At 66.4% G+C, this 25,350-nt stretch carries 24 protein-coding genes; 17 read left to right on the top strand and 7 right to left on the bottom strand.

Annotated elements, in window-relative coordinates; translation table 11 throughout:
- Positions 1 to 6 precede the first annotated feature (6 nt).
- Complete coding sequence (locus GTO19_RS14340) at positions 7 to 1,428, top strand: hypothetical protein (protein ID WP_291021691.1); 1,422 nt, start codon at positions 7 to 9, stop codon at positions 1,426 to 1,428.
- A 127-nt stretch (positions 1,429 to 1,555) separates the two neighbouring features.
- Here the strand turns inward: GTO19_RS14340 and GTO19_RS14335 are convergent, their stop codons facing one another.
- Positions 1,556 to 1,876, bottom strand: coding sequence for a hypothetical protein (locus tag GTO19_RS14335; RefSeq protein ID WP_291021690.1), 321 nt, complete (start codon positions 1,874 to 1,876; stop codon positions 1,556 to 1,558).
- Between the two features lie 241 nt (positions 1,877 to 2,117).
- Between GTO19_RS14335 and GTO19_RS14330 the strand changes: the two genes are divergently transcribed.
- Complete coding sequence (locus GTO19_RS14330; RefSeq protein ID WP_291021689.1) at positions 2,118 to 3,623, top strand: restriction endonuclease; 1,506 nt, start codon at positions 2,118 to 2,120, stop codon at positions 3,621 to 3,623.
- 285 nt (positions 3,624 to 3,908) lie between these two features.
- Here the strand turns inward: GTO19_RS14330 and GTO19_RS14325 are convergent, their stop codons facing one another.
- Positions 3,909 to 4,124 (bottom strand): hypothetical protein, encoded by a 216-nt coding sequence (locus tag GTO19_RS14325; protein ID WP_291021688.1) that lies wholly within the window; start codon positions 4,122 to 4,124, stop codon positions 3,909 to 3,911.
- A gap of 575 nt (positions 4,125 to 4,699) precedes the next feature.
- Here GTO19_RS14325 and GTO19_RS14320 point away from each other — a divergent pair.
- The 9 genes from GTO19_RS14320 to arsH all read left to right on the top strand — a co-directional run bounded on the left by GTO19_RS14320 (position 4,700) and on the right by arsH (position 12,815).
- On the top strand, positions 4,700 to 5,746 hold the full coding sequence (locus tag GTO19_RS14320; RefSeq protein ID WP_291021687.1) for an ArsJ-associated glyceraldehyde-3-phosphate dehydrogenase: 1,047 nt from the start codon (positions 4,700 to 4,702) through the stop codon (positions 5,744 to 5,746).
- A gap of 13 nt (positions 5,747 to 5,759) precedes the next feature.
- The gene (arsJ, locus tag GTO19_RS14315) at positions 5,760 to 7,025 is read left to right on the top strand and encodes an organoarsenical effux MFS transporter ArsJ (protein WP_291021686.1); all 1,266 of its coding nucleotides are present in this window, start codon (positions 5,760 to 5,762) and stop codon (positions 7,023 to 7,025) included.
- A gap of 10 nt (positions 7,026 to 7,035) precedes the next feature.
- Positions 7,036 to 7,368 (top strand): helix-turn-helix transcriptional regulator, encoded by a 333-nt coding sequence (locus GTO19_RS14310; protein ID WP_291021685.1) that lies wholly within the window; start codon positions 7,036 to 7,038, stop codon positions 7,366 to 7,368.
- A 10-nt stretch (positions 7,369 to 7,378) separates the two neighbouring features.
- Positions 7,379 to 7,897 (top strand): arsenate reductase ArsC, encoded by a 519-nt coding sequence (locus tag GTO19_RS14305; RefSeq protein ID WP_291021684.1) that lies wholly within the window; start codon positions 7,379 to 7,381, stop codon positions 7,895 to 7,897.
- Positions 7,897 to 8,931, top strand: coding sequence for an ACR3 family arsenite efflux transporter (gene arsB / locus GTO19_RS14300; RefSeq protein ID WP_291021683.1), 1,035 nt, complete (start codon positions 7,897 to 7,899; stop codon positions 8,929 to 8,931). Before GTO19_RS14305 ends, arsB begins: the two co-directional genes overlap by 1 nt.
- Positions 8,932 to 8,991: 60 nt before the next feature.
- A complete protein-coding gene (locus GTO19_RS14295; protein ID WP_291021682.1) occupies positions 8,992 to 9,318 on the top strand; it encodes a helix-turn-helix transcriptional regulator in 327 nt (108 codons plus the stop codon).
- 62 nt (positions 9,319 to 9,380) lie between these two features.
- On the top strand, positions 9,381 to 10,850 hold the full coding sequence (locus tag GTO19_RS14290) for an FAD-dependent oxidoreductase (RefSeq protein WP_363302967.1): 1,470 nt from the start codon (positions 9,381 to 9,383) through the stop codon (positions 10,848 to 10,850).
- Positions 10,843 to 12,057 carry an MFS transporter gene (locus GTO19_RS14285; protein ID WP_291021681.1) on the top strand — a complete coding sequence of 405 codons (1,215 nt, stop codon included), beginning with the start codon at positions 10,843 to 10,845 and terminating at the stop codon, positions 12,055 to 12,057. Before GTO19_RS14290 ends, GTO19_RS14285 begins: the two co-directional genes overlap by 8 nt.
- A 20-nt stretch (positions 12,058 to 12,077) precedes the next feature.
- On the top strand, positions 12,078 to 12,815 hold the full coding sequence (gene arsH / locus GTO19_RS14280) for an arsenical resistance protein ArsH (RefSeq protein ID WP_291021680.1): 738 nt from the start codon (positions 12,078 to 12,080) through the stop codon (positions 12,813 to 12,815).
- 36 nt (positions 12,816 to 12,851) lie between these two features.
- Here the strand turns inward: arsH and GTO19_RS14275 are convergent, their stop codons facing one another.
- The 3 genes from GTO19_RS14275 to GTO19_RS14265 are packed head-to-tail and all read right to left on the bottom strand — an operon-like array spanning position 12,852 to position 16,605.
- The gene (locus GTO19_RS14275) at positions 12,852 to 14,192 is read right to left on the bottom strand and encodes a sigma-54 dependent transcriptional regulator (RefSeq protein ID WP_291021679.1); all 1,341 of its coding nucleotides are present in this window, start codon (positions 14,190 to 14,192) and stop codon (positions 12,852 to 12,854) included.
- Positions 14,182 to 15,729, bottom strand: a complete 1,548-nt coding sequence (locus GTO19_RS14270; RefSeq protein ID WP_291021678.1) for a sensor histidine kinase — start codon at positions 15,727 to 15,729, stop codon at positions 14,182 to 14,184. Before GTO19_RS14270 ends, GTO19_RS14275 begins: the two co-directional genes overlap by 11 nt.
- Before the next feature lie 3 nt (positions 15,730 to 15,732).
- The gene (locus tag GTO19_RS14265; protein ID WP_291026664.1) at positions 15,733 to 16,605 is read right to left on the bottom strand and encodes a PhnD/SsuA/transferrin family substrate-binding protein; all 873 of its coding nucleotides are present in this window, start codon (positions 16,603 to 16,605) and stop codon (positions 15,733 to 15,735) included.
- A 195-nt stretch (positions 16,606 to 16,800) separates the two neighbouring features.
- Here GTO19_RS14265 and GTO19_RS14260 point away from each other — a divergent pair, with 195 nt between their 5' ends.
- The 6 genes from GTO19_RS14260 to GTO19_RS14235 are packed head-to-tail and all read left to right on the top strand — an operon-like array spanning position 16,801 to position 23,879.
- Positions 16,801 to 18,027, top strand: a complete 1,227-nt coding sequence (locus GTO19_RS14260) for a 4Fe-4S dicluster domain-containing protein (protein ID WP_291021676.1) — start codon at positions 16,801 to 16,803, stop codon at positions 18,025 to 18,027.
- Between the two features lie 25 nt (positions 18,028 to 18,052).
- Complete coding sequence (locus tag GTO19_RS14255) at positions 18,053 to 20,536, top strand: molybdopterin-dependent oxidoreductase (protein WP_291021675.1); 2,484 nt, start codon at positions 18,053 to 18,055, stop codon at positions 20,534 to 20,536.
- 30 nt (positions 20,537 to 20,566) lie between these two features.
- Positions 20,567 to 21,325, top strand: coding sequence for a 4Fe-4S dicluster domain-containing protein (locus tag GTO19_RS14250; protein ID WP_291021674.1), 759 nt, complete (start codon positions 20,567 to 20,569; stop codon positions 21,323 to 21,325).
- Positions 21,326 to 21,342: 17 nt separating this feature from the next.
- Entirely contained in the window at positions 21,343 to 22,497 is a 1,155-nt protein-coding gene (nrfD, locus tag GTO19_RS14245) for an NrfD/PsrC family molybdoenzyme membrane anchor subunit (protein ID WP_291021673.1), read from the top strand.
- Positions 22,494 to 23,150, top strand: a complete 657-nt coding sequence (locus GTO19_RS14240; protein WP_291021672.1) for a molecular chaperone — start codon at positions 22,494 to 22,496, stop codon at positions 23,148 to 23,150. Before nrfD ends, GTO19_RS14240 begins: the two co-directional genes overlap by 4 nt.
- Positions 23,151 to 23,180: 30 nt before the next feature.
- The gene (locus GTO19_RS14235) at positions 23,181 to 23,879 is read left to right on the top strand and encodes a nitroreductase (RefSeq protein ID WP_291021671.1); all 699 of its coding nucleotides are present in this window, start codon (positions 23,181 to 23,183) and stop codon (positions 23,877 to 23,879) included.
- Here GTO19_RS14235 and GTO19_RS14230 read toward each other — a convergent pair.
- Positions 23,876 to 24,580, bottom strand: a complete 705-nt coding sequence (locus GTO19_RS14230; protein ID WP_291021670.1) for a transmembrane anchor protein — start codon at positions 24,578 to 24,580, stop codon at positions 23,876 to 23,878. The genes GTO19_RS14235 and GTO19_RS14230 overlap by 4 nt on opposite strands.
- Positions 24,581 to 24,600: 20 nt before the next feature.
- Positions 24,601 to 25,347: a HupE/UreJ family protein gene (locus GTO19_RS14225; protein WP_291021669.1), complete on the bottom strand. Its 747-nt coding sequence runs from the start codon at positions 25,345 to 25,347 to the stop codon at positions 24,601 to 24,603.
- Positions 25,348 to 25,350: the final 3 nt, after the last annotated feature.

Genomic DNA, 25,350 nt, shown 5'->3' with positions numbered 1-25,350 from the left:
GCCATCGTGGAGCAGCTTGGCCAGCGTGGCGTCGGCGGCCTCACGCCGTCGGCGGTCATGCTTCTGACGGCGCTGGCCCATCGCCACGCATGGACCTTCTCAGACGGGCGCCGGATTCAAGGTTACGTTCGTCGCAATGACTACAACGTCTTCCACAGCAAACGCCGTCGGGAAGACCATGGGCATGCCTTCGGGTTTCCGACGCGGTTCTGGCGCGACAGCGTGGGCGCGTCGCTCCTGGGCGACCTGGAAGCCGGCCACATCCTGGTCGGCGAGTTGCGGTATTGCCCAGACTGCCTCGACCGGGGTTGGCACACGGCGATGTTCCAACACCTCTCAGTAGGCGCGTGCCCTGTACACGGATGCCGGCTGCTTGTGGGTTGCATCCAGTGCGCAAAGCCCATCCCAACCAACACCAGCTCGTTCCTAGAACACCACAACTTCTGTTGGTCGTGTGGCTATCCCTTCGTGCTGACCCAGAACTTGGAGCGCTGCTTGACCCAGGGCGTCGAGCAGCCCGAGGCGTTCCAGCGCCTGTATGAAGCGCTGTTACCACGAGCACAGCTTTGCAATCTGTTCAGGCTGAATAGCCCGGCCACCAGGTGTCGCCCGGAAGCCCTGGGCATCCATCGCGTCTCGATTGGTTTGCATCGATCCTGGCCGATCCATTGTGGAACGGCATTGCGCATGATCTCCGAGAACCTGGTCCCCCGATTCGAAGTGACGATGGAGCTCGCCGAGCGGCACGAGCTCGTCGCCAATGAACGCGCGCAGGCAGTGTGGCAACTGCAGGAGCAAATCGAAGCAGTCGGGGGTGCCTGCCTTTTACCGCCGGAGCTGATCCAAGCGCATGGCTCAGGGGCGCGGATCACCCGTCCCATGCACCTGACGGCGGTTGCGCTGGTGCGCACGGCGGTGCAGTTGGGCCAGCCCAAGGACATACGGGAGCGAGGGTTTGCGTGGCGCGGAGCCGCACTGGCCCCATTTGTGCAGTGGCTCCCTCAGGACGCGGCGGGCGCCGCCTATGCGGCGCGCTACCAGGTGTACAAGCTCTTCGCGCTCAACCTGCTGCGCATCCGATCCTTGCGCTGGATCGAGGAGGTGCCCTGGAGCGAACAATTCGAACCGGCTGCCTTCTCAGCGCCATGGCGGCATGTCGGGGGGGGCGACGAGGCGATGACGGGGTTTCGTTGTCGCACGGGACTTGCAGGCGCCGTACGGCTGATTCGGCGGTATGGGGACAGATCGTTGCAGTCCAAGGTGGAGCAGGGCGGTGGCAGTGTTCTCGATGCGCTCGATCCGACGCCGAATCTGCCCGCCAGCAGCGCTTGGCCTCCTTGCGGCCGTTCAGAGCTTCTCGCGCGACTTGCCGGCAAGGATTTCGCCCATCTCTACCGGGTCGCAGGAACCCAGGAGGGCGGCGGGTGAAATCTTGTGCGCGAGCGCCTGGCCACCTTTGGTGAAGGGCAACTCCCAGCACAGAGCCTGACGGTCCAGCCCGCAATGGCCTACCGCCAGGTCCACGAACTCCTGCGCAATTGCGCTTTGCCTGTAGTTAGCGGCGACCCAGGCGCGTGCGATCACGGGGGGAACGCATGGTGGCGTGCTCTTGCACGAGCTCCACGCCTCCCGGCCTCGCCTTGTTCCATGCGAGGTGCCAGACATAGTCGGTCTGGCCGATGAGCACCATGGCGATGCAGCGTCCGGCGTCTGCCAGCACGTACAGCTGCTGCTCGGGCAGCCCGTCGCCATAGAAGCCGGCTGGACCTCCGATCTCGTGTTGCGCCACCATCGCGATGCGTGCCAACTTTGCCGCGATCGCCTTCGGCGTTCCGGCATCGATGCGATAGGCAGCAAAGCCTTTGGATCGAACCAAGCTGGGACAGCCGCTTTAAACCCGGGGCGCGGGGCCCTTGGGCGAACTCGGCATGCTCGCACCGATGCCAGGCTTCATCCTCCGGCAATCCCTCGACGTAGCCGGCTCCACAGACGCAGTGCATGCGGTTGTCCTTGGCCGATCGCGTCGATGCTAGCCCGATTCCGCTGGCCCTATGCAAGCGGTCCCAGCAAGGCGAGTGATGTAGATTCGTTGCCCAACTCTGGAGGGCAGCGGACCCATGGCAAAACCCCACGTCACACGAACACTCGGACCGATCCATTTTGAGGACCTGGATCCCCATCGCTTCGAAGATCTGGTTCGCCAGCTCGCGTACGACTTCCGGGCGTGGAAGTCCATCGAATCGACTGGGCGTGGCGGCGCCGACGATGGTTTCGACGTCCGAGCCTTCGAAGAGGCAAGGGCCGCATCGCCAGGCGTCGAAGACGAGACCGATCCCGAGGACGCAGCCCATCCGATGGAGGGCAATCTCTGGATGATCCAGTGCAAGCGTGAGAAGGCGGTCGGGCCTAAGAAAGTGGCCACCATCGTTGCCGACGCGGTGAAACCGGAGGCGCCGCCCTATGGCTACATCCTGGCCGCGCCTATGCACTTCTCCAAGCTCGCCCATGACCGATTTCGTGAAGAACTGCGCTCGCGCGGCGTGATGGAGTTCTACCTGTGGGGCGCAGGAGAACTCGAGGACATGCTCTTCCAGCCCAAGAACGACAACATCCTCTTCGCCTTTTTCGGCATTTCGCTGGTGACCAAACGCCGTTCCAGAACGTCCGCGGTCCGCTCCACTGTGCTGGCCAAGAACAAGCTGATGCGCGTACTGGGCGATCGGCCCAGCGGCAGTGTGCTCCTGCGCGATCTGAATGACGAGCACTACCCGTCCGACGACGAGTACCCCGACTTCGACAAGAACCCGAGGTGGAAGGAACTCTCGGTGCACGCTTTGCACGCGCTTGGACTGATCGTCGTCGTGTCCAGGCATTACGCCTACCTCGACCGCCAAGGCAAGACGTGGGACTGCACCAAGGCGGTGGACGGCGATCGCCTGATGATCGGGGGAGGGAACGACGAGGACAAACAGGCGAAGGCGAGGCGCTTGGCGGTGCAAGGCTTCTGGGAGCTGCTGCCTCGGGCCAACCGCGCCGTGCTGGTTCGGCACGGATTGATCCGCTTCGACAAGATCGAGTACATCGACGACAAGGGAGATGAGGGCTTCAAGATGCCGCACATCTACGTGACGTATGACGCGAAGCGCGGCCCTTTCGTGGGATTTCACGAGTATTTGGAGATCAACGAACACTCCAGCGCGTCGATGGCGGGACTCACCCGCACCAGCGTCTTTCCTGACCACTTCCCCATGCCGAGCTTTGGAACCATCTATCGAGACCCTCCTCTGGTGATCGACCCGGCGCTGCGCTCCTGGCTACAGCATGGAAGCCGGGAAGCCACTCTGTACGGGGTCGGACCCCAATATGACCACTTGAATCCGACGGACGTGGTCCTTGTGGATGGGCAAGGCGCGCGCTCGGACGAGAAGCTCTTCCTCAAGGTGACCCACGTCAAAGTGATTAAGGGCGGCACGTTGCTGAAGATGTCCGAAGAGAACCCGCCCCTGCAGCGCGAAGTCGAGCGTCAAGTCGGGCGGTCTCTGAAGCCTTCGGACAAGGTCCGCGTAATCGAGGTCAGCTCTATCTCCGAGTGGCAGATCGACCAGAATCGGCCTGTGGCTTAGGGTCGGCGATTGCACGCCGGTTCTGCGCCTATCTTTCGTCGCACCGCGAACCCCGCCGCGCCGCTCACTGCGGGGACCGCGATCAGTCGATGCGCCTGTAACTCGGCTCGGTGTAAAAGCGCGTGGCCGTGTCCCCAAATGCACTCTGTCTATCTATGCTGTCTCGAGTGCTTTCCACGATTCGGGTTTGCCTCTACGCAAAGCAGGCCAATGTGTTGCGACCCTCGCTGGCTGCGAAGCGGTCGCACCGCGCCGTCCTGAGCGCAGGCTTGCTATCCGAGTCGCTCATCGGCGCATCACCAATTCTTTGGCCAGCGTCTCGGCATCAGTCGAAGAGGCAAGTTTTGTGATGCGTGTGACGATTTCGCGCTCAAGGCCGATCTGATAAACCTGCAGGGCGCGAAAGAGCGCGGTTTCCGACAACTGCAATTCGTATTCCGTCCCCGACCGCCCTGGATGCTCGCTCAGCAGATTCATCACCACGTAGATGGCTGCGGCCATCGAGAACCTGTCCTCCTCCGTTGCGCCCCCATCGGGGTTTAAGCCTGCTTCGACATTCCTAAAATCCCGGGCGAGACGCAAAAGCACTGTGTCGGGAAGTGAGGAGGGCAGCGCGGATTGCCACCCCTGCCATCCAAAAGATCTCGGGGTGGACGAGGGTAGTGCCTCGCTTTGGGCGCAGGGCCTGCAGTTGCATTGGATCCTCCGGGGTGACCGCGTTGTCTCGCTTCCTTGGAAGGCGCAGGCTAAGAGTGCCGACGCGCTTGACGGCCACTTAGAGGGGCCGTTGTCCTTTCTGAGAAAAGCGGCAACGCATCCTCGGATCACATCGCTGAGAGGATCCGACTGCGTAGGCACCAGGCCCGGTACAGCGGCCCAATGCACTGGAACAGATCTCAGCGAACGTCGTTAGCGAGTCACAGTCGCTCGAATGGTCTTCAGAACTGGCTCGGCCCGAGAAGCCTTCTGAAGTTCCTGACTTCGTGCCCCTGCCGAGCAGGCTCCTGTCACGCTCTTGTCATTTCAAATTCAATAATTCGAGTATTATTGAAATATTGACGTGGAGAGAAGCTGCAATGAGAGTAGGCATTAATGGGATGGGACGCATCGGTCGCCTCGCACTGCGGGCCGCGCTGGGCGCGGCCGAGCGGCAGCACGACGACCCCCGAGCGGGCAACCGGCTGGAAGTGGTGCACCTCAACGAGATCAAGGGCGGTGCAGCCGCCACAGCCCACCTGCTGGCCTTCGACACGGTGCAGGGCCGCTGGCGCGAGGACATCGCGGCCGAGGGCGAGGACGTGGTTCGCATCGGCCAGCGTCGCCTGGGGTTCACGAGCCATGTCGCGAGCGCCGAGATTGCCTGGGGTGATCTGGGCGTGGACCTGGTGCTGGAGTGCACCGGCAAGTTCCTCACGCCCGAGACGCTGCAAGGCCACCTGGACCGCGGCGCCAAGCGCGTCATCGTGGCCGCGCCCGTGAAGGTGGGCGATGTGCTCAACATCGTCGTCGGCGTGAACCACCACCTCTACGACCCCGCGAGGCACCGCATCGTGACCGCCGCGAGCTGCACCACCAACTGCCTGGCACCCGTGGTGAAAGTGGTGCACGAGGCCATCGGCATCCGCCACGGCCAGATCACCACCATTCACGACCCGACCAACACCAACGTGGTGGTGGACGCGCCGCACAAGGACCTGCGCCGCGCGCGCAGCGCCATGGCGAGTCTGGCGCCCACCACCACCGGCAGCGCCACCGCCATCGCGCTGATCTACCCCGAACTCAAGGGCAAGCTCAATGGCCACGCCGTGCGCGCGCCGGTGCTCAATGCCTCGCTCACCGACTGTGTGTTCGAGCTGCAGCGCGCCACCACGCCCGAAGAGGTGAACGGCTTGTTCGAAGCCGCCGCGAAGAGCGGTCCACTGCAGGGCATCCTGGGCTACGAGACGCGCCCGCTGGTGAGCGCGGATTACGCACGCGACACGCGCTCGAGCATCGTGGACGCGCCCTCGACCATGGTGACCGACGGCACCTTGCTCAAGGTCTACGCCTGGTACGACAACGAGATGGGCTATGCCTGCCGCATGGTCGACCTGGCCTGCCACCTCGAGAGCCTTGGTCTCTGATCCCATCCTCGACATGCAAAGCGCCGTTCGCCATTACGCCATCGTCACGGCCGCCTACTGGGGCTTCACGCTCACCGACGGCGCGCTGCGCATGCTGGTGCTGCTGCACTTCCACGGCCTGGGCTACTCGCCGTTCACGCTGGCCTTCCTGTTCTTGCTGTACGAAGCCGCGGGCGTCCTGGCCAACCTCATCGGCGGCTGGCTGGCTACACGCTACGGCATCACCCGCATGCTCACCGTGGGGCTGAGCACGCAGATCATCGGCTTCACGCTCTTGTCGTTTCTCAATCCCGGGTGGACAGCCGCGGCGTCCGTGGCCTGGGTGGTTCTGGCACAGGGCATCTGCGGCGTGGCCAAGGACCTGACCAAGACCGCCAGCAAGTCGGCCATCAAGGTCACGAGCGCGCAGGCGAAGGAGGGCGGTGGTAGCAACAGCCAGCTCTTCAAATGGGTGGCCTGGTTCACCGGCAGCAAGAACGCCATGAAGGGCGTGGGCTTCTTCCTGGGCGGGCTGCTTCTGCAGGCCCTGGGGTTTCGCCATGCTCTGTGGCTCATGGCCGCCGCGCTGGCGCTGGTGCTGATCGGCGTGATCGCTTCGCTGCCCACCCTGATGGGCAAGAGCAAGGCCTCGAAGTCCGCGAAGGAACTCTTCGCCAAGAATCCCGGTATCAATGCGCTCGCCGCCGCGCGCGTGGCCCTGTTCGGTGCGCGCGACGTGTGGTTCGTGGTCGGCGTGCCGGTGTTCCTCTACTCGCAGGGCTGGACCTTCACCATGGTGGGCGGTTTTCTTGCGGCGTGGACCATCGGCTACGGTTTGGTGCAGGCGCTGGCACCGCAGATCGTGCGCCGCAGTGCGGATGGGCTGAGCCGCGAGGTGCCGGCCGCACGCACCTGGTCGGCGGTGCTGACACTGATTCCTGCCGCCTTGGTCGTGGCAGTTGTCGCGGACGTGCCCCAACTGCAATGGGTGGTGGTGGCCGGCCTGGCCGCTTTCGGCTTCGCCTTCGCCGTCAACTCGTCCGTGCACTCGTATCTGGTGCTGGCCTATGCGGGCAGCGAGAAGGCGGCGGAGGACGTGGGCTTCTACTACGCGGCCAATGCCCTGGGCCGCTTCTTCGGCACGTTGATGTCGGGGCTGCTCTACCAGTGGGGCGGCTTGGGCTGGACGCTTGCCGGCTCCGCCCTGATGTTGGCCACCTGCTGGTTCGTCACCCTGCGCCTGCCCATCACCCGTCTTCCCGAGACGGCCACATCGCCCGCGCCGCGCGCAGGCACCTGAGGAGATCCCCATGGACGAAACCGATGCCGTTCAAGCGCTCGCGGCCCTGGCCCAGGTCACCCGCTTGCGCACCTTTCGCGCGCTGGTCCAGGCAGGCCCCGGTGGCCTGACGCCCACCGATCTCGCCGAACAACTCGAGGCGAGCGCGACCACCCTGTCATTTCACCTCAAGGAGTTGCACCGCAGCGAGCTGATCTCGCAGGAGCGCGACGGGCGCCACCTCATCTACCGCGCCAACTTCTCGCACATGAATGCCTTGCTGGGCTACCTCACCGAGCACTGCTGCGAAGGCCAGGCATGCGAGCTCACCGCCAACACCACCGTCAACTGCACCACGTGCTGAAAGGAGCACCATGGAAACCAAACCCTACAACGTCCTGTTCATCTGTACGGCCAACTCCGCCCGCAGCCTCATGGCCGAGGCCGTGCTCAATCAGCTCGGGGGCCGGCGCTTTCGCGCCTTCAGCGCGGGCAGCCAGCCCGCGGGGCAACCGAACCCGATGGCGCTTGACCTGCTCCAGCGCAACCGCTACGACACGTCCACACTTCGCAGCAAGAGCTGGGAGGAGTTCGCCGCGCCAGGCGCACCCGAGATGGATTTCGTGCTGACCGTGTGCGACAAGGCCGCGGGCGAAGTCTGTCCCATCTGGCCCGGTCAACCGATGTCCGCGCATTGGGGCGTTGAGGACCCGGCGGCGGTGACCGGCACCGAGGAAAAGCGCCGGCAGGCCTTCAACGACGCGCTGCTCGTCTTGAGCCGTCGCATCGCCATCTTCCTCGCGCTGCCCCTGGACAAGCTCGATCGCCTGTCGCTGCAGAAGGAACTCGGCCGTATCGGTCTCACGGGCAAGCCGGTGGGAGAGGCCGTCTGATGGGCTTGTTCGAGCGCTGGCTCAGCCTGTGGGTGGCGTTGGCGATCGTCGCCGGCGTGGCGCTGGGCAGTGCCGCGCCTGCGGTGTTCGCCCAGGTGGCGGCGCTGGAGGTCGCGCACGTCAACCTGGTGGTCGCCGTGCTCATCTGGGTGATGATTTACCCCATGATGGTCCAGGTCGACTGGGGCGCCGTGCGCGAGGTCGGCCAACGGCCGCAGGGCCTGCTGCTCACCATCGTGATCAACTGGCTGGTCAAGCCATTCACCATGGCCGCCTTGGCCGTGCTGTTCTTCCAGTACCTCTTCGCTCCCTGGGTAGATCCGCGCTCGGCGAGCGAGTACATCGCCGGCATGATCCTGCTGGGTGTGGCCCCTTGCACCGCCATGGTGTTTGTCTGGAGCCAGCTGGTGCGCGGCGACGCGAGCTACACCCTGGTGCAGGTGTCGGTGAACGACCTCATCATGGTCGTGGCCTTCGCGCCGATCGCCGCCTTCCTGCTGGGGGTCACCGAACTCTCGGTGCCCTGGTCCACCTTGCTGCTGTCGACGGTGTTGTATGTGGTGCTGCCCCTGGTGGCGGGCGTGCTCACGCGCTCGTGGCTGCTCAGGCGCGGGCCCGGGGCGTTGTCTAAGCTGGTCGCCCGGCTCAAGCCCTGGTCCGTGCTGGGTCTGCTGGGCACCGTGGTGCTGTTGTTCGGGTTCCAGGCGGACACCCTCCTGAGTCAGCCGCTCATCATCGTCTTGATCGCGATTCCCCTGGTGATCCAGACCTACGGCATCTTTCTCCTGACGTGGTGGGGCGCGCGCTGGCTGAAGCTGCCGCACAACGTGGCAGGGCCGGCGTGCCTGATCGGCACATCGAACTTCTTCGAGCTGGCGGTCGCCGTGGCGATTTCGTTGTTCGGCCTGAACTCGGGTGCCGCCTTGGCCACCGTGGTGGGGGTGCTCGTGGAGGTGCCGGTGATGCTTTCGCTGGTGGGCGTGGTCAACCGCTGGAAGCCCATGCGTACCGCGGCGGTGCAGCAGGGTACTTGACGGGCGTTCGTTGTTCGTTAAACTACGAACAACGAATTTTTGCCTCCCCAGGCTCGTTCAATGGCCAAAACCTCCGACGCCACGTGCGGCACTTGCGCCGACGTGGCCCCCGACGACGAACTGCAAGCCGAGGAGCTGGCGGTGCTGTGCAAGGCGCTGGCCCACCCGGCCCGCGTTCAGTTGCTGCAGTACCTGGCGCAGCAAGGCACCTGCTACTTCGGCAGCCTCGCCGACGTGGTGGGCCTCGCCCCATCGACCACCTCGCAGCACGTGAAGGTGCTCAAGGAGGCGGGCCTCCTGCTGGGGTCGTCCGAGGAGCAGCGCACCTGCTACTGCGTCAACCCCGATCGCCTGGCGGTCCTCAAGCGACTGGTGAAGGCGCTCTGAGCAGAGCGCCTCTCTTTTTTGTCCATTCATTCGTAAAACGACGAATCACGAAGGAGCCCATCATGTCCATGCCCATCGACACCACAGCCGGCACCGGTCTGCCGATCGCCGTGCTCGGCGCAGGGCCCGTTGGCCTAGCCGCTGCCGCCCACCTGCATCGGCATGGCCTGCCGTTCGTGATCTTCGAAGGGGCCGAGCGCGTTGCAGAGCACGTCGCGCGTGTGCAGCATGTCCGCCTGTTCTCGCCCTGGCGGTTCAACGTCGACCCAGTGGCTCGCGCACTGCTCGAGCAAGCGGGAATCGACGTGCCGTCGAACGAGCAACTGCCCAGCGCGGGTGAGCTCATCGAGCGCTACCTGCGCCCCTTGAGTGAGCTCCCCGCGATCGCTGAGCGGCTTCGTCTGTCGCATCGCGTGATCGCGATTGCCCGACGCGGTCATGACAAGGTCCTGGGGCGTGGTCGTGAGGCAGCACCGTTTCTGTTGCGCGTGGACACGCCCTCCGGTGAACGGGAGTGGCAAGTGCGGGCCATCGTGGATGCGACAGGTACCTGGGGGCAGCCCAACGCCTTGGCGGCGCATGGCTTGCCGGCCCTGGGAGAAGCCCTGGCGCAACAACGCATCGCCTACGGCATGCCGGATGTCTTGGGTACCGAGCGCAACCGCTACGCAGGGCGGCGCACCCTCGTGGTCGGTGCTGGCCACTCGGCGGCCGGCAATCTGCTGGCGCTGGTGACCCTGGCCCGGGAGGCCCCCGGCACCCAGGTGGTGTGGGCGGTGCGTGGCACGGATCTGCGCCGTCTCTTCGGCGGTGTCCGTGAGGACGGCCTGAGCGCGAGGGGCGCGCTGGGTCAGGGGCTGCGTGAGCAGGTGGAGCAGGGCGCCATCGAGCTGCACACGGGCTTTGGCATCGCCGAGCTCGTGCAGGTCGGCGAAGGACTGCGTGTGCAGGCGCTCGACGCGACGCGTGCGCCGATCGAAGCCGTCGACCAGGTGATCGCCGCCACCGGTTCGCGGCCGGATCTCACGCTCACGCGGGAGCTGCGCGTGCGCCTGGACCCCTGGCTCGAGAGTACCGATGCGCTCGCGCCGCTGATCGATCCCAACGAGCACAGTTGCGGAACGGTGCGTCCCCATGGCCATCGGGAACTGGCCCACGCTCATGAGCCCGGTTACTACGCGATCGGTGCCAAGAGCTATGGGCGGGCGCCCAATTTCCTGTTGGCCACCGGCTATGAGCAGGCGCGCTCGGTCGCCGCGGCCTTGGCCGGGGACTTCGCGGCCGCCGATGATGTGCAACTCGAGCTTCCGCAGACCGGGGTGTGCTCCACCGATCTGAGGCCACAAGGCCCTGATTCATCCGCGCCGTCTGCCTCATCTGCCGGCTGCTGCGGCGGCCCCCCCGTTGTCGATGCAACGGCCTGCTGCGTCCGCGATGAGCACGCCAAGCGGACCTCGGGCCAGGGCTGCGGGTGCGGCACCGCTGCGAAGAGCCCCATGCCTGCGCGCACAGAGGCGAACCACCGTGCCTGAAGCCCCCGGCCTCGCGCCCGAGACCTTGCGCCTGGGCGTCAGCCAGACCCTGGCGTGGGCTTCCAGCTACTACCTGCCGGCCACCCTGGCGGAGCCGATGGCCCGCTCGCTCGGCATTGGCGTTCCTTCGGTGTTCGCCGCCTTCTCGGGTGCACTGCTCGTGGCAGCACTGGTCGGGCCAGCGGCGGGCAGGGCCATCGACCGGCGCGGTGGCCGGCAGGTCCTCATGCTGTCCAACGGTGTCTTTGCGCTGGGCCTCGTGACCCTGGCACTGGCCCAAGGGGCCGCGAGCCTGATAGTTGCGTGGGCGCTGGTCGGTACAGCGATGGGCATGGGCTTGTACGAGGCAGCGTTTGCCAGCCTCGTTCGCTCCCGAGGACCGGGCGCCCGCGCCGCCATCACCCAGGTCACGCTCATCGCCGGCTTTGCCAGCACCATCGGTTGGCCGCTCACGAGCTGGCTCGCCAGCGAATGGGACTGGCGCACGGCCGTCCTGGTCTGGGCCGCCTTGCACCTGTTGCTCGGACTGCCCCTCAACGCCGGCTTGCGTGGGCCCTCGCCGCCGGGCGCGCCCTCCGCTTCTGAACCGGCGGTGGCCTCGCGCGCGACACCCGATGCGCCGGTGGCGAGGCACGTGGCGATCACCCTGGCCCTGGCCTTTGCGATCTCCGCCTTCATCGGCACATCCATGGCGGCCCACCTGCCGGCCTTGCTCAAGGCCGCAGGAGCGGACACCGGCCTGGCCGTCCTGGCGGCCGCCATGCTGGGCCCCGCCCAGGTGGCGGCGCGCCTGATGGAAGCGGTGTTGCAGCGCCACGGGTCGGCGATCACGGTGGCACGCGTGGCAGTGGCCCTGCACCCGTTGGGCGCACTGGCGCTGATGGCGCTGGGGCCGGTGGCCGCGATTCCCTTCGCACTGTTGCATGGCGCGGGCAATGGCCTGATGACCATCGTCATGGGCGCCTTGCCGCTGGCGGTGTTCGGGTCCCAGGGCTATGGTGAACGGCAAGGCTGGCTCATGGCACCCGCTCGCATGGCACAGGCCGTGGCGCCGTGGGCGTTCGCCGGCCTGATGGCCCCCTGGGGCCTGAACGCCCTGGTGGTCACCGCGGTGGGCGGTCTCGTGATGCTGGCCATGTTCAGCTCGATGCCCGTTCCCAAGCCAACTGGATCCGAATCCGCCCCACAGCCTCAACGAAGCACTTGAATCACCGGCATCATCGAGCCATGACTTTCGACCCTCCAACCCATCTTGCTGATATCCCCCAGCTGCACGACGCCAGCTTCCAGCCCTTCGAACCCGCGCGACTGTTTCCCGGCGAGCACTCGACCCATCCTCCCCGCATCCTCTTGCTTTACGGCTCCGCGCGCCTGCGCTCGTTCAGCCGCTTGCTGACCCTGGAAGCCGAACGCATCCTGAACGCGCTGGGTGCCCAGACACGCGTCTTTCATCCCCATGGCTTGCCCTTGCCCGACGACGCGCCCGATTCGCACCCCAAGGTGCAGGAGCTTCGCGAAGCGGTGCAGTGGGCCGAGGGCATGGTCTGGTGCTCGCCCGAGCGCCACGGTGCCATGACCGCGATCATGAAGGCCCAGATCGACTGGATCCCGCTCGCCCTGGGCGCGGTCCGGCCCACGCAGGGCAAGACGCTGGCGGTCATGCAGGTGAGCGGAGGCTCCCAGTCCTTCAACGCCGTCAATCAGATGCGGGTGCTCGGTCGCTGGATGCGCATGCTCACCATCCCCAACCAGTCCTCCGTGGCCAAGGCCTACCAGGAGTTCGGTGACGACGACCGCATGAAGCCCTCCGCGTACCACGACCGGGTGGTGGATGTGATGGAGGAGTTGGTCAAGTTCACCTGGCTCACGAGGGACGTTTCGCCGTACCTGGTGGACCGCTACAGCGAGCGCAAGGAGTCGGCCGAGGCCTTGGCCAAGCGCATGGATCTGGCGCGAAGCGTCTAGACCTGTGGCACCCCCCGGCGGGGCCTGGCCGCGCGATCACTGGATCTGCAGCCGCTTCATGCGCTCCCACAGATTTTTGCGGCTGATGCCCAAGGCGTCGGCGGTGATGCCGATCTGCCAGTCGTGGCGCGCGAGCGCCTGCTCGATGAAGCTGCGCTCCTGGCTGCGCAGGAATTGCTCGAGCGGCTGGACGGGCACATCCGATGGCGTCTCGGGACTTCTTGGGCCCAGGGCGATCGGCGCGTCCATGGGCTGCCCCAGGTCGGCGATGTCCAGCACGCTGGCCGGTGCCAGCAGGCAGGCGCGCTCCATGCAGTTGCGCAGCTCGCGCACATTGCCTTCCCAGCGCTGCTGCGTCAGCCATTGCTCCACCGCCGGCGTGAGCTGGCGCCTCGCCTTGGGGTGCGTGGCGTTCCAGTGCTCCACGAAGCGATGGGCGAGCCAGGGAATGTCCTCCGGCCGCTCGCGCAGGGGAGGCACCCTCAGGTGCACGACGTTGATGCGGTAGTACAGGTCTTCCCGAAAGCCCCCCGCGCGCACCTCCTCGTTGAGCCGCTTGTGCGTGGCAAAGATCAGCCGGACCTGCACCTTCATGGGCTTCTCGCTGCCCAGGCGCGTGATGACGCGGTCCTGCAGCACGCGCAACAGCTTGGCTTGCAGGGCCACAGGCATGTCGCCGATCTCATCGAGAAAGAGCGTGCCGCCATCGGCCTGCTCGAACATGCCCTTGTGCAGGCGGCTGGCGCCCGTGAACGCGCCTTTCTCGTAGCCGAACAGCTCGGCTTCGATCAGGGATTCGGGCAAGGAGGTCGCGTTGACCGCCACGAAAGGGGCACCCTCGCCCAGGGTCTCGCGGTGCAGGCAGCGCGCGAGTTCTTCCTTGCCCGCGCCGGAGTCGCCGGTGATCAGGACGGTGTCCCAATGGTCGCCCAGGCGCTGGATGACGCTGTGCAGGCGGCGCATTTCGCCGGAGACGCCCAGCACCGGCGCACTGCCCTGGGTTGCCGCGGGCACCGCGCTGGGTTGCAACCCATGCAGGCGCTGCATCAGCCGGTCCATGTCCAGCGGCTTGGTGAAGAAATCCAGCGCGCCGCGGGCCAACAGCTCGTGGCGCTGAGCGGCCGTGCCATAGCCGGTGATGAAGATCCAGGCCGCAGCTCGCCAGCTCGCCGGCAGGCGGTCTTTCAGGTCCGGACCTTCCAGGTCGGGCAGCCGAATATCGCTCACGACGACATCGGGGACCCGTTCGTTGGCGCGCGCCGCGGCCAGTGCTTCCTCGCCATTGCGCCACCAGCGGCAGTCAAAGCCCTCGATCTGCAAGCGTTCGGTGAGGGCTTCGCCCATGTAGGGGTCGTCTTCGATCAGGTCAATGTGCATACAGGTCGTCGAGCGCGCCGCTGGCTCCCTGGGGGGTGGGCACGCGTTTCAGGAGGAGGGCGTCTGGAGAGGGAAAGCGGGCGCACAGCACCGTGGCGAGCCCGGCAGGCGGCTCGGTCGCCAGCATGAGTTCGCCACCGAGCGTGTGCAGGATGCGAGCGGTGATCCACAGCCCGAGGCCCAGGCGCCCATCGCTGGAACGCTGGGCGCCACTGGTGAGGGCGTGCAGCCGTTCGGCATCGAGCGCGTGCCCCGAGTTGCCCACGCACACGCGCCATCCCTGGGCGTCCTGAACGCTCCAGACCCGGACCTCGCCGCGCCGACCCGCGGCGGCGATCGCGTTGAGGCTCAGGTTGAGCACGACCTGGCGCACGGCCACGGCGGGCAGCGCCATGAGCTCGGGCAGGCCCGGTGCCCATTGCAGCCGGCACCCCAGGTGGTCGGCTTCAGGGCGCAGCAGCAGCTCCAGGTCGTGCAGGTCGTCGGCTCGCAAGGGGCGCTGTTCGCTGCGGGCCTCGTTGAGCAGGGCCTGCACGGTCTCGTGCACCTGGTGCAAGCCCCGCTCGAGCACGTCGAGCGTGCGCGCGGTCGCCTCGTCGAAGGCGCCGCGCAAGCGGCGGTTCTGGATCGAGGCCAGCATGCCACCCAGCGGGTTGTTGACCTCGTGGGCGATGCCGGCCGAGAGCTGACCGATGCTGGCCAGCCGCTCGGCCTCGAGCATGTGGCGCTCCAGTTCCTGGTTCGCGGCGATCTGGCGCAGCATGCCCGAAAACGTCCGTGCGAGTTCGCCGACCTCATCGCCGCGCAGCGCCATGTGGGCCAGTTCTTCGGACTCGAGTTGTTCTCGCACCGTGGCACGTCGAGGCGTGTCGCGCATCACCTCGCGCAGGCGGGCCAAAGGGCGGGTCAGGTGGATGCCGAGCAGGCCCCCTGCCAGGCCAACGAGTGCGATGGCCACCATGCCCAGCACGCCCAGGCGCCCGATCACGCTGGCGCGCTGTGTGGCCGAGATGCCAGGCGGGTGCGTCGCGAGTACCACGCCAATCAGTTCGTCCTCATCGCCCAGGATAGGCGAGGCCAGCACCAGGCTGGGCGGATCGTCTTGCACCACACGCGCCGCGGTCGGCGGGCTGCCGGTCATCACGGCGCGCGCGGCCTCGTGCATGCCACGCGGCAAACCGCTCGCGTGAAGACCGATGGGAAACGCCCGGGGCGTGGGAGAGACGAACACCTGCTGTTCGTTGTCGAGCACAACGATCTGCACCGCGGCGTCGCTGGCAGCGGGCGCCACCTCGGTGGAGGCGCGAACGAGCTGGTAGGCCTGCCACACGTCGTTGCGCAGCACAGGTTGCACCAGGGCGCGGGCCATGGTGTTGGCGAGCCGGTGGGTCTCGGCTTCGGCGTTGGACTCCACGTGCCGGTCCACGAGCACGAAGGTGGTGAGCGCCACCGCGATGCCGGCCACCAAGGCAACGATCGTCATCGCCAGCGGAACGATGACGCGGTAGCGAAGCGGCCGATGCCAGGCGCTGCGCATGCTTCAGGCCTGTTGGCCGCGCACCATGGCCGCGATGGAGTCGAACAGGGCCGGCTCGCCGGCCACGAAACCGTCCAGCCGAAGCTCCTGCAGCACGGCCTGGCCCTCGGGATGGGTGCCCATGGCCTGCAGCGCGCGCAGGAATGCCTGCGACAGGGCAGCCGATCCTTGGGCCGGGGCCACGATCGGCGGAAAGCCGAAGTCGGGCGAGCGCAGGATCACCCGGGTGCGGGCGGTGACCTGAGGCGTGATCTCGGCCAGCGTTTCCCAGACATAGCCATCGACGGCGCCGGCGTGCGCCAGCCCCTGCGCCACCGCCTCCACGACATGGCGGTGCGAGTAGGTGAAGAAGCTGCGCCCGAAGTGGCGCGCCGGATCGCGCCGCTGCTGGCGCAGCAGGTGTTGCGGGTACAGGAAGCCCGAGTTCGACAGCGGGTCCGAGTACGCGAAGGTCTTGCCCTGCAGATCGTCCAGGCGGCTCACGCGCGCGTCGGCGTCGGCTATCAGGTAGCTCTGGTAGAGCGGGCGCCCGCGCCACTGCGGCACTGCCACCAGGCGCATGTCCCGCCGGTGCAGCACGAAGGGATAGCCACACAGCCAGGCGAACTCCAACTGGCCTGCGCGCAAGGCGTCGACCACCTGGTTGTAGGCGCTGAACTGCACGAACTGCACGCTGTGGCCCAACGTGCCCTCGAACACCTTGCCCCAGCGGCGCAGCAGCCGCACGCGATCGTCAAGGAAGACCGGCGTCAGCCCGAAGCGCACGCCGGCGGCGCGCGACCACGCGGGTCGTGCCACGACCGCCGTCAGGCCCGCAAGCATCACCTCGCGGCGCCGCCGGGGGCGCTGGATCGACTGGGTTGAAGGCACTGGCATCGTTACCCAAAGGTAACCCCATAGGGCATCCACCGCGTCAGGTGTTACCCCAAGGTAACCGTAACGACACACGCCTGTCATGGCCAAAAGAGCCAAAGCGTATTGATTCAACAGCAGAAATCGGTGATCAGGCGGCTTGGCACGGGGCTTGCGCAATGAGGGGACGAACACCACGGCCACCCACGGGCCGGAGCCATGACAAAAGACGGAGACAAGCCCCGCCGCGGCGCCTTGCGCGCCGATCGCGCTCTCATGCACGAGGAGGGCGCCTGCCTGCCGCTGCGCAGCAAGCATGGGCAGTGCCGTGCCTGCGCGCAGGCTTGTCCCACCCAGGCGCTGCAGGTGAACCTGGCGGTGGTTGAACTAAGCGAGGCCTGCATCGGTTGTGGCCAATGCGTGGCCGCCTGCCCGACCGAGGCCTTGATGCTGCCGGGCTTGCAGTCGGTCTTCGATGTCCGCGCCCATCGCGATCCGTCTCTACCGGACGAGCCGCCTGCTGAGCGCCCCATCCGCGTGGAGTGCCGCAAGGTGCCTCCCGATCGGCTCGCGCCGGGCACCTTGGTCCTGCCTTGCACGGGCGCGCTCACCACTGGGGTGGTGCTCGCCCATGAAGCGCAAGGGCAGGGGTTGCAACTGGTGGATCGCGGCTGGTGCCAAGGATGCGAGGCCAACGGGCGAAGTGATGCCGCAGGGCATCCTGCCCAGGCAGCGCTGGAGACCGCGCGGCTGTGGCTCTCGGCCATGGACGTCCCGAGCCACTCGGCCATCGCGATCGAGCCACTGCCGCTCGCGCTGCGCCCCACGACCATTCCCGAGCCCGAGGCGGTCGAACCCGGCATAGGGCGGCGCTCGTTCTTTCGAGCGGCACTCGAGCGACCCGCCGGGCGCGACAGGGCCAAACCCATTCCCATGGGAGGAGATGGCCGCGCCGCCTACCCCGCGTCGGAGCGACGCGCCGCGCCCGAGAGAACCCGCGTGCTGCAAGCCATGCGCCGGCTGGCCGAGCAAGCCGAGCGTGAGGTGCCCGCCGAAGTGTTTGCCACGATCCACGTGAGCGGCGATTGCTGCGACCGGCGCATGTGCGTGGCCTTGTGCCCGACGGCGGCTCTGACCGTGGCCGACAACGGCATCGGCGCGCACCTGCAGTTCGATGCCCAGCGCTGCATCAGTTGCGGCGTGTGCGAACGCGCCTGCCCCGAGGGGGCATTGCAGCTCACGCCGCATCGTGGTCGATCGGGTGTTCACACCTTGATCTCGCACCACCGACGCAGCTGCCGATCTTGTGGCGAGCGCTACACGCCACACCAGCTTGCGGACCCGAGCGACGGCAGCAGCGAAGCCCCGTCCTTGTGCCCGAGCTGCAAGAAATCCCAGAGCTTCATGGACGACGCACGGCGTCAGTTGTTTGGCAGCCTGAACTGAAGACCACCACCGAAGGAGACACACGATGGGGATCATGGAACGCATCTTTCAGCCCGCGCTCTCGCGCCGTCGATTCCTGCAGGCCAGTGCGGCCAGCGGCGCAACGGCCGTGGTGGTGGGTGGCCAGACCCTGCGCGAAACCCAGGCCCAGGCGGCACCGGCTGCCAAGCCCGAGACCAAGATCACCAAGAACATCTGCCACCAGTGCCCCGCGCGCTGCGGCATCGACGTCTACACCACCAACGGCAAGGTGCACGCCATCTACGGCAACACCGATCACCCGATCGCCAACGGCAAGCTCTGTCCCAAGGGGCCGTTGGGCACCTACATCCTCTACGACCCCGACCGCTTCAAGGGGCCGATGAAGCGCACCAACCCCAAGAAGGGCCGCGGCGAGGACCCCAAGTTCGTGCCCATCACCTGGGACGAGGCGCTGCAAACCGTCGCCGACCGGCTCAACACGCTGCGGGACAAGGGGGAAAGTCACCGTTTCGCGCTCATCTACGGCCGCGGCTGGGGCGCCTCGTGCGCCGGCCTGCAGGGCGATTTCGGCGCGCTCTACGGTTCGCCCAACGTGGCCATCGGCCACTCCTCGATGTGCTCGGACGGCAGCATCAAATCCAAGCAGGCCACCGACGGCAACGGCTCCTACAACGCCCACGACTTCCGCAACACCAACTACCTGCTGATGTTTGGCTGCGGCTTTCTGGAAGCCTTCCGGCCCTACAACTATTTGATGCAGATGTGGGGCCACATGCGCTCCAAGTCGCCCAAGACGCGCGTGACGGCGGTGGACGTGCACATGAACACGACCCTGGCCGCCAGCGACCGTGCCCTGCTGATCAAGCCGGGCACGGATGGCGCACTGGCCCTGGCGATCGCGCACGTGATCCTCACAGAAGGCCTGTGGGAAAAGAGCTTTGTCGGCGACTTTGCCGACGGCGTGAACCGTTTCAAGGCCGGTCAGGCCGTGGACCCGGCCAGCTTCAACGAGAAGTGGGTGCGCGGCCTGATCGAGTGGTGGAACATCGAACTCAAGGACCGCACGCCCAAGTGGGCCGAAGGGGTCACCACCATCTTCGAGCGCGACATCCTGGCCACCGCGCGCGAGTTCGGCTCCACGCGCCCGGCCATGGCGATCTTCGAGCGCGGCGTGCACGCGCACAGCAACGGCATCTACAACGGCATGGCCGTGCACTCGCTCAATGCGCTGGTGGGCTCGCTCTACGCCAAGGGCGGGATGATGTACCAGATGGGCCCCTCCTACGGGCCCATGCCGGTCAAGGCCGGCGACTTCATGGACGACTACGCCAGGAACGGTGCCTGGAAAAGCCAGCCCCGCATCGACCTCAAGGGACACGAGGACGGCTACTTGATGGCCAACAACATGCTCCAGGAGGTCGGGCCCAACACGCTCGCGGGCAAGCCCTACAAGCTCGACACCATCATGTTCTACCTGTCCAACCCCGTGTGGACGGCGCCGAACGGGCAGGTGTGGGAGAAAGCGCTGGAGGAGCTGTTCGTGATCGACACCTCGCCATTCCCCGGCGAGACGGCGATGATGGCCGACCTGATCCTGCCCGATCACACCTTCCTGGAGCGCCTGCAGGATGCGCCCACCTATCCCTTCGAGGGCTGGCCGCTGGCGCAACTGCGTGTCCCCGCGATCAAGCCGCTGTACGACACCAAGTACTACGGCGACACGCTGATCGAGATCGGCAAGCGCATCAAGGGCCCGATGGGCGAGTACTACAACGCGCTCAAGGACAGCGAGAACGTCATTCGGCACCTGGCCAAGGGCTTCGAGAGCGACCCGGGCGACAACGGCGTCAACAGCTTCGAGAGCTGGGTGGAGAAGGGCGTCTGGTACAAGAAGCGCTACCCCTGGCAGCAGCGCAACGGCGAGTTCTACGAGTGGGACGGCAAGGCCTATGCGCGCGAGATGACGCCCGAGCAGGTCAAGGCCCAGTTGCTCAAGACCCCGTCGGGCAAGTTCGAGTTCCGCTCGGGCTGGCTGGAGTCCAAGGCCGACTGGATCGCCGCCAAGACCGGTCGCGACAAGGCCAATCTGATGTTCCCGCACTGGGAAGAGCCCAAGCACCCCGGGGGCGGCGACATGTACATGGTCACCCCCAAGGTGGCCCTGCACGCCGAGGGGCGCGGCGGCAACATCCCCCAGGCCATCAGCCTGCTGCAGCCGGTGCTCGGTGGCCGCGATCAGGTCTACATCGAGATCAATCCGCAGACCGCGCAGCGCAAAGGCATCGCCGATGGCGACCGGGTGCGCATCAAGTCCAGCGTGGGTGAGATCGAAGGCCATGTGCGGCTCTACGAGGGCGTTCGCCCCGACACCCTGGTGTTTCCGATGGAGCACGGTCACTGGGCCCAGGGACGCTGGGCGCAGGGGCGCGGCCCCGGGCACTGCGGCGAGATCACGGTCAACCAGAGCGACCGCATCACCGGCCAGTGCAACTACTACTCCACCAAGGTCAGCATCGAAAAGGCCTGAGGCCGCAGCCCACCCACCAAGGAGACACACATGGCGAAATGGGGAATGGTCATCGATCTGGACAAGTGCACCGGCTGCCAGGCCTGCACCACCGCCTGTTCGATGGAGAACAACCGGCTGCCCGGTGAGAACTGGCAGGACGTGCTCTTCTATCACGAGGGCAGCTACCCGAACGTGAACCTTCAGTGGTTCCCGCGGCCCTGCATGCACTGCGAGAACCCCTCTTGCGTGGACGTGTGCCCGACCGGCGCCACGTTCAAGGAGAAAGAGGGCGGCTTCGTGCTCGTGGACTGGGACAAGTGCATCGGCTGCAAGGCCTGCATGGTGGCCTGTCCCTACGGCGTGCGCTTCTATACCGACGAGAAAGCGGTCGTGCAGCCGGACATCCGCAGCGTGTTCCCCGGAGAAGGCGCTCGCCAGTGGAAGCCGCCCTACGAAGCGCCGCACAACGATCCCAAGCACGGTGTGGGCATCCAGCCCAGCGGCGTGGTGTCCAAGTGCACCTTCTGCCACCACAAGACCAGCACCGCACCGCAGGGCGTGGCCGACCTGGACGAGGACAACCCGGCGACGAAGGAACACACGCCAGCCTGTGTGCGCGTGTGCCCACCCAAGGCCCGCTACTTCGGTGACCTGGACAACCCAGCGTCCAACGTCAACAAGCTCATCGCCGACAAGCGAGGCGTACGGCTGCTCGACCACACCGGCAACAAGCCGCAGGTTTACTACCTCTCCGGTGGCGCCGGCGCGGCGGTGCCCAGTTCGCGCGCCGACGAACCCTCTGCCTGAACGACGGGAGACCACGCATGAACACACTTGCACAGCGACACCCCGCCGCCGGTGGCCCCATGGGCCTGGTACTGATCGTCGCCGCGGTCGGCTTGCTGGCCGCCGCAGGCTACGTGATCTCGCAGCTCGCCACCGTGGGCCACACGGCCTACAACGGCGACAGCCGCGGCATCTTCTGGGGCCTGCCCATCGTCACCTACGACTTCTTCCTGCTCGCGTCGACCGGCTTGGCCATGTTGGCGTCGACCTGGACGGTGTTTCGCCTGCCGGCGTTCGAGCCCATCGCGCGACGGGCCACCTGGCTGGCGATCGCGGCCTTGCTCGGCGGGGTTGCGGCGCTATTCATGGAGCTGGGCTACCCGCTGCGCGCCATGCTCCTGATCCCGTTCAGCTTCAGCACCTCGGCGCCACTGTTCTGGAAAGTCTGGGGCGTCATCTTCTACACGGTGGCACTCGCCGTGCTGGTGTGGACCTGGTTGCTGCCATCGGCCCAACAGCCGCCCAGGGCCGCAGCCGTGGTGGCGCTGATCGCGGCGCTGGGCATCACCTTCGTGGCCGGCGGTGTCTACGGCTGGATGTCGATGCGCCCCTTCTGGTTCGGTGGCGAGATGTCGTTGGCCTTCTTCGTCGAGGCGCTGCTGGGGGCGGTCACTTTCGTGATCATCTTCACCCACCTGGCCCATGGCTTCGACAGCGCCCGCTTCGACGAGCGAACGCGCGCGCTGTTCGCAGGCCCTCTGGGCGCCTTGTTCGCGGTGCTGCTCGTCGCACACGCATTCTTCGTGGTGTCGCGCCTGGTGGCCGGGCTGTGGAGCAACGCCGATGGCCTGCAGGTGTGGCAGCACTACTGGCGCCAACCGCTCTTTCAGATCGAACTGTGGCTGGGTCTGGGCCTGCCCATCCTGCTCACTGCGGTGGGCTCGCTGCGGCGCTCCCTGCGGTTGCAACTGCTCGCGGCCCTGGTCGCGGTGATCGCGCTCTTCCTGGCCCGCTACCACTTCGTGATCGGCGGACAGATGGTGGCCCTGTTTAAGGGTTCGTGGGCCCACGGCCTGCTCGACTACAGCCCCTCGATCACCGAGTGGGCCGTGCTTGCCACGGCGGTGTTCCTGGCCAATGTCGTCAATGCCGCAGGCGAGAAGGTGATGCGCCTCGGTGGTGAGCCGCGATGAGCCCGGCGCTGGCGACAACCGCAGGCGCTGTCACGCCGGATGCCGACGCCCTGGTGCACCGTGCCGACCTGATGCTGTGCCTGGCGCAGGCATTTTTGCCGCCACCCGCCGAGTGGAGCGTGTGCGACTGGGGGCAGCCCCTCGTGGAGGATCTCCGCGAACTCGGCCAGGCGTTGGCGCTTGACGTCTCATCCGTATGCACAGCGGTGGTCGATGCCTACCGGCTTTGGGTGGAGCATGCCACTCCGGAGAGCACAGCCGATGTTTGGCTGGTCGAGTACGCGCGGCTGTTCCTTGTGCCACCTGTGCCCGTTGCGCTCAACACCAGTGCTTACCTCGAAGGGGCGCTGGCCGGCAGCAGCACGCAGATGATCGCCTCCTGCTATGGCGTGGCCGGCTTCGAGCCCAGCGGGCACTTGCACGATCTGCCCGACCACGTGGCGATGCAGTTGGAGTTTCTGGGCAAGCTCTACGAGCGCGCGGCCCGAGGTGATGCGGACGCCTTGGGCATGGCAGAGGAGTTCATTGAAGAGTTCCTCGTCGCCTGGATCGGCCCGCTGTGCCAGGCATGCCAGGTGGCGGCAGGGCGAGCCCCTTCCGCGCAGGTGTACTACGAGTTGGCCGTGCTGCTGAAGCATGCCGTCGGCCGCTGAACAGCAGGCGCCCCACAGCGCGGAGGCCTCATGGGTTTTCACACTTCTGATCCGTTTTCGAACGCAGGCCGCGAAGGTGCGGTGCCCGTGGGCTCCACTCCCGCTTGGCTCAAGGACGCGGACCATCGGCAGGCGCTGGCTGGACTGCTGTCCCGCTACTCGACGGGGCCGCGCTGGTTGACCGAACCGGCGCCGGATCACCAGGCACTGCAGCAGGCCCTCGCTTGCGCGCTGCGGGCTCCTGATCATGGCCAATTGGTGCCCTGGCGGGCGGTGCTGATCGAGAGCGATCAGCGCGAGGCGCTCGGAGAGTGCTTTGCGCGGTTCGCGCGGGATGTAGGCAAATCCGAAGACGAGGTGGATCGCGAACGAGAACGCGCTCACAAGGGCCCTGTGCTCGTGGCATGGGTTGCGCGCATCACCCCCGGCATTGCCGAGGTGCCCGAGCACGAGCAGTGGATCACGGTCGGGGGCGCCTTGACCAATTTCCTCAACGCCTTGCACCTCATGGGCTATGGCGCCAAGACGCTCAGCGGACGCAAATGCACGCATCCGGCGGTGAGTGAAGCGTTCTGCAGCCCAGGGGAACGCCTGGTGGCTTTCGTGGGCATCGGCACAGCATCTCGAAGGGCCGCGCCTCGCTCAATGGACCAGGTCGACAACGTGCTCTCTCCCTGGGCGCGCGCTCCCATGACCGGATCGCCTGGCGAGGCGCATGCCTTTCCTTAGGGTCGTTTGATCGCGCTGTATTGCCCACCCGTACGCAGTACCAGCTTCACGTCTTCCTTTCCACGGTTGCGCCAGAACCAGCCATGGTTGCCGGTGAAAGCAGCCACGAGCTCACCCTCGTCGGCGGGCACGCCGCGTCCTTTGACGTAGCTGATGGAGCGCCCCGGACCATCACCGTGGGTGTCGTAGTTGACGACGCCGCCTTCGACCGTCCAGGCGAACGAGGCCTTCTCGCCTTCCTTCATCACCAGCTTGATCTCGATGCCCTCGCCGGGCTTGAGCGACGCCGTCAGCTCGTCGCGCCAGCCCGATGGCGCGGCGGTGCCCATTGCCGGCGTGGTGGCCAAGGGCGCGGTGGCTGGCGGCGTGGCGCCCTCGGCCCGAGGCACTGGCGCGGAGGGTGCCGACTCCTCGTGTCCATGTGCTTGGCCGCTCGCGTGCTGACGTGTGTGTTCGTCTTCGCGCTGCCGGGCCGCCGCCGCCGCGTCCGCCGCGGCTTCTCTGGCCAGATCGGCCTTGATCTCGCCCATCTCGGTCAGGCCCAGCACGCGGCCAATGCCGGTCCAGTCCTTACCGTACTCGGCGGGGAACACGACGGTCACGAGCAAAACGATGGCGACGATGGCCGCGATGACGGTGGAGCGCAGCAGCTGTTGCGAAGAAGGCAGCTCGGCGCGGGAAGGAACGTTGCTGTTGTACATAGTGATCGGTGAAATGAGGTTCAGACGTGGAAGACGACGTAGCCCGCCAGTTGCATGCCCACCAGCACAAAGCCGGCGCACATCATGGCAACGTTGGCGGTGTAGGCGTGGCGCACGAAGCCGGCGGTGCGGCGCCAGTAGCCCATGCCGACCAGGATGACGGCGAGCGCCAGCAACTGGCCGAGCTCCACGCCCACGTTGAAGGCCAGCAGGTTGGGCACCAGGCCATCTGAGGAGATTTCGTATTCGAGGATCTTGGTCGCGAGGCCGAAACCGTGGAACAGACCGAAGACCAGGGTCGCCACCCGGGTGTTCGGCTGCACACCGAACCAGCGCTGGAAGGCGCCGAGGTTGTCGAGCGCCTTGTAGACCACCGAGAGCCCGATGACCGCGTCGATCAGGAAGGCGTTGATCCCGACGTTGAAGTACACGCCCAGGACCATGGTGGTGGAGTGGCCGATGGCGAACAGGCTCACGTAGAGCCCGATGTCCTTCAGCCGGTAGAGAAAGAAGATGACGCCGAACAGGAACAGGATGTGGTCGTAGCCGGTCACCATGTGCTTGGCGCCCAGGTAGACAAAGGGCAGCAACTTGACACCCGAGATCTCCTGGATGTAGCCCTTGTCGCCCAGGGTGACCCCGTGGGCCAGGGCGTCGGTGGCGCCCAGCAGCAATGTCACAAGCAATGCAATGGGAAGCCAGAAGGCGATGCGCCAGCGCGATGCCCAGGGGACATGCGCCAGCTGCGACTCGAAGAGGCTGAGCATGGA

This window comes from Hydrogenophaga sp., from assembly GCF_011772445.1.
In the GTDB taxonomy this organism is placed as follows: Bacteria; Pseudomonadota; Gammaproteobacteria; order Burkholderiales; family Burkholderiaceae_C; genus Hydrogenophaga.
Note: the sequence above shows the minus strand (reverse complement) of the source record. Positions and strands in the feature narration are given on the sequence as shown.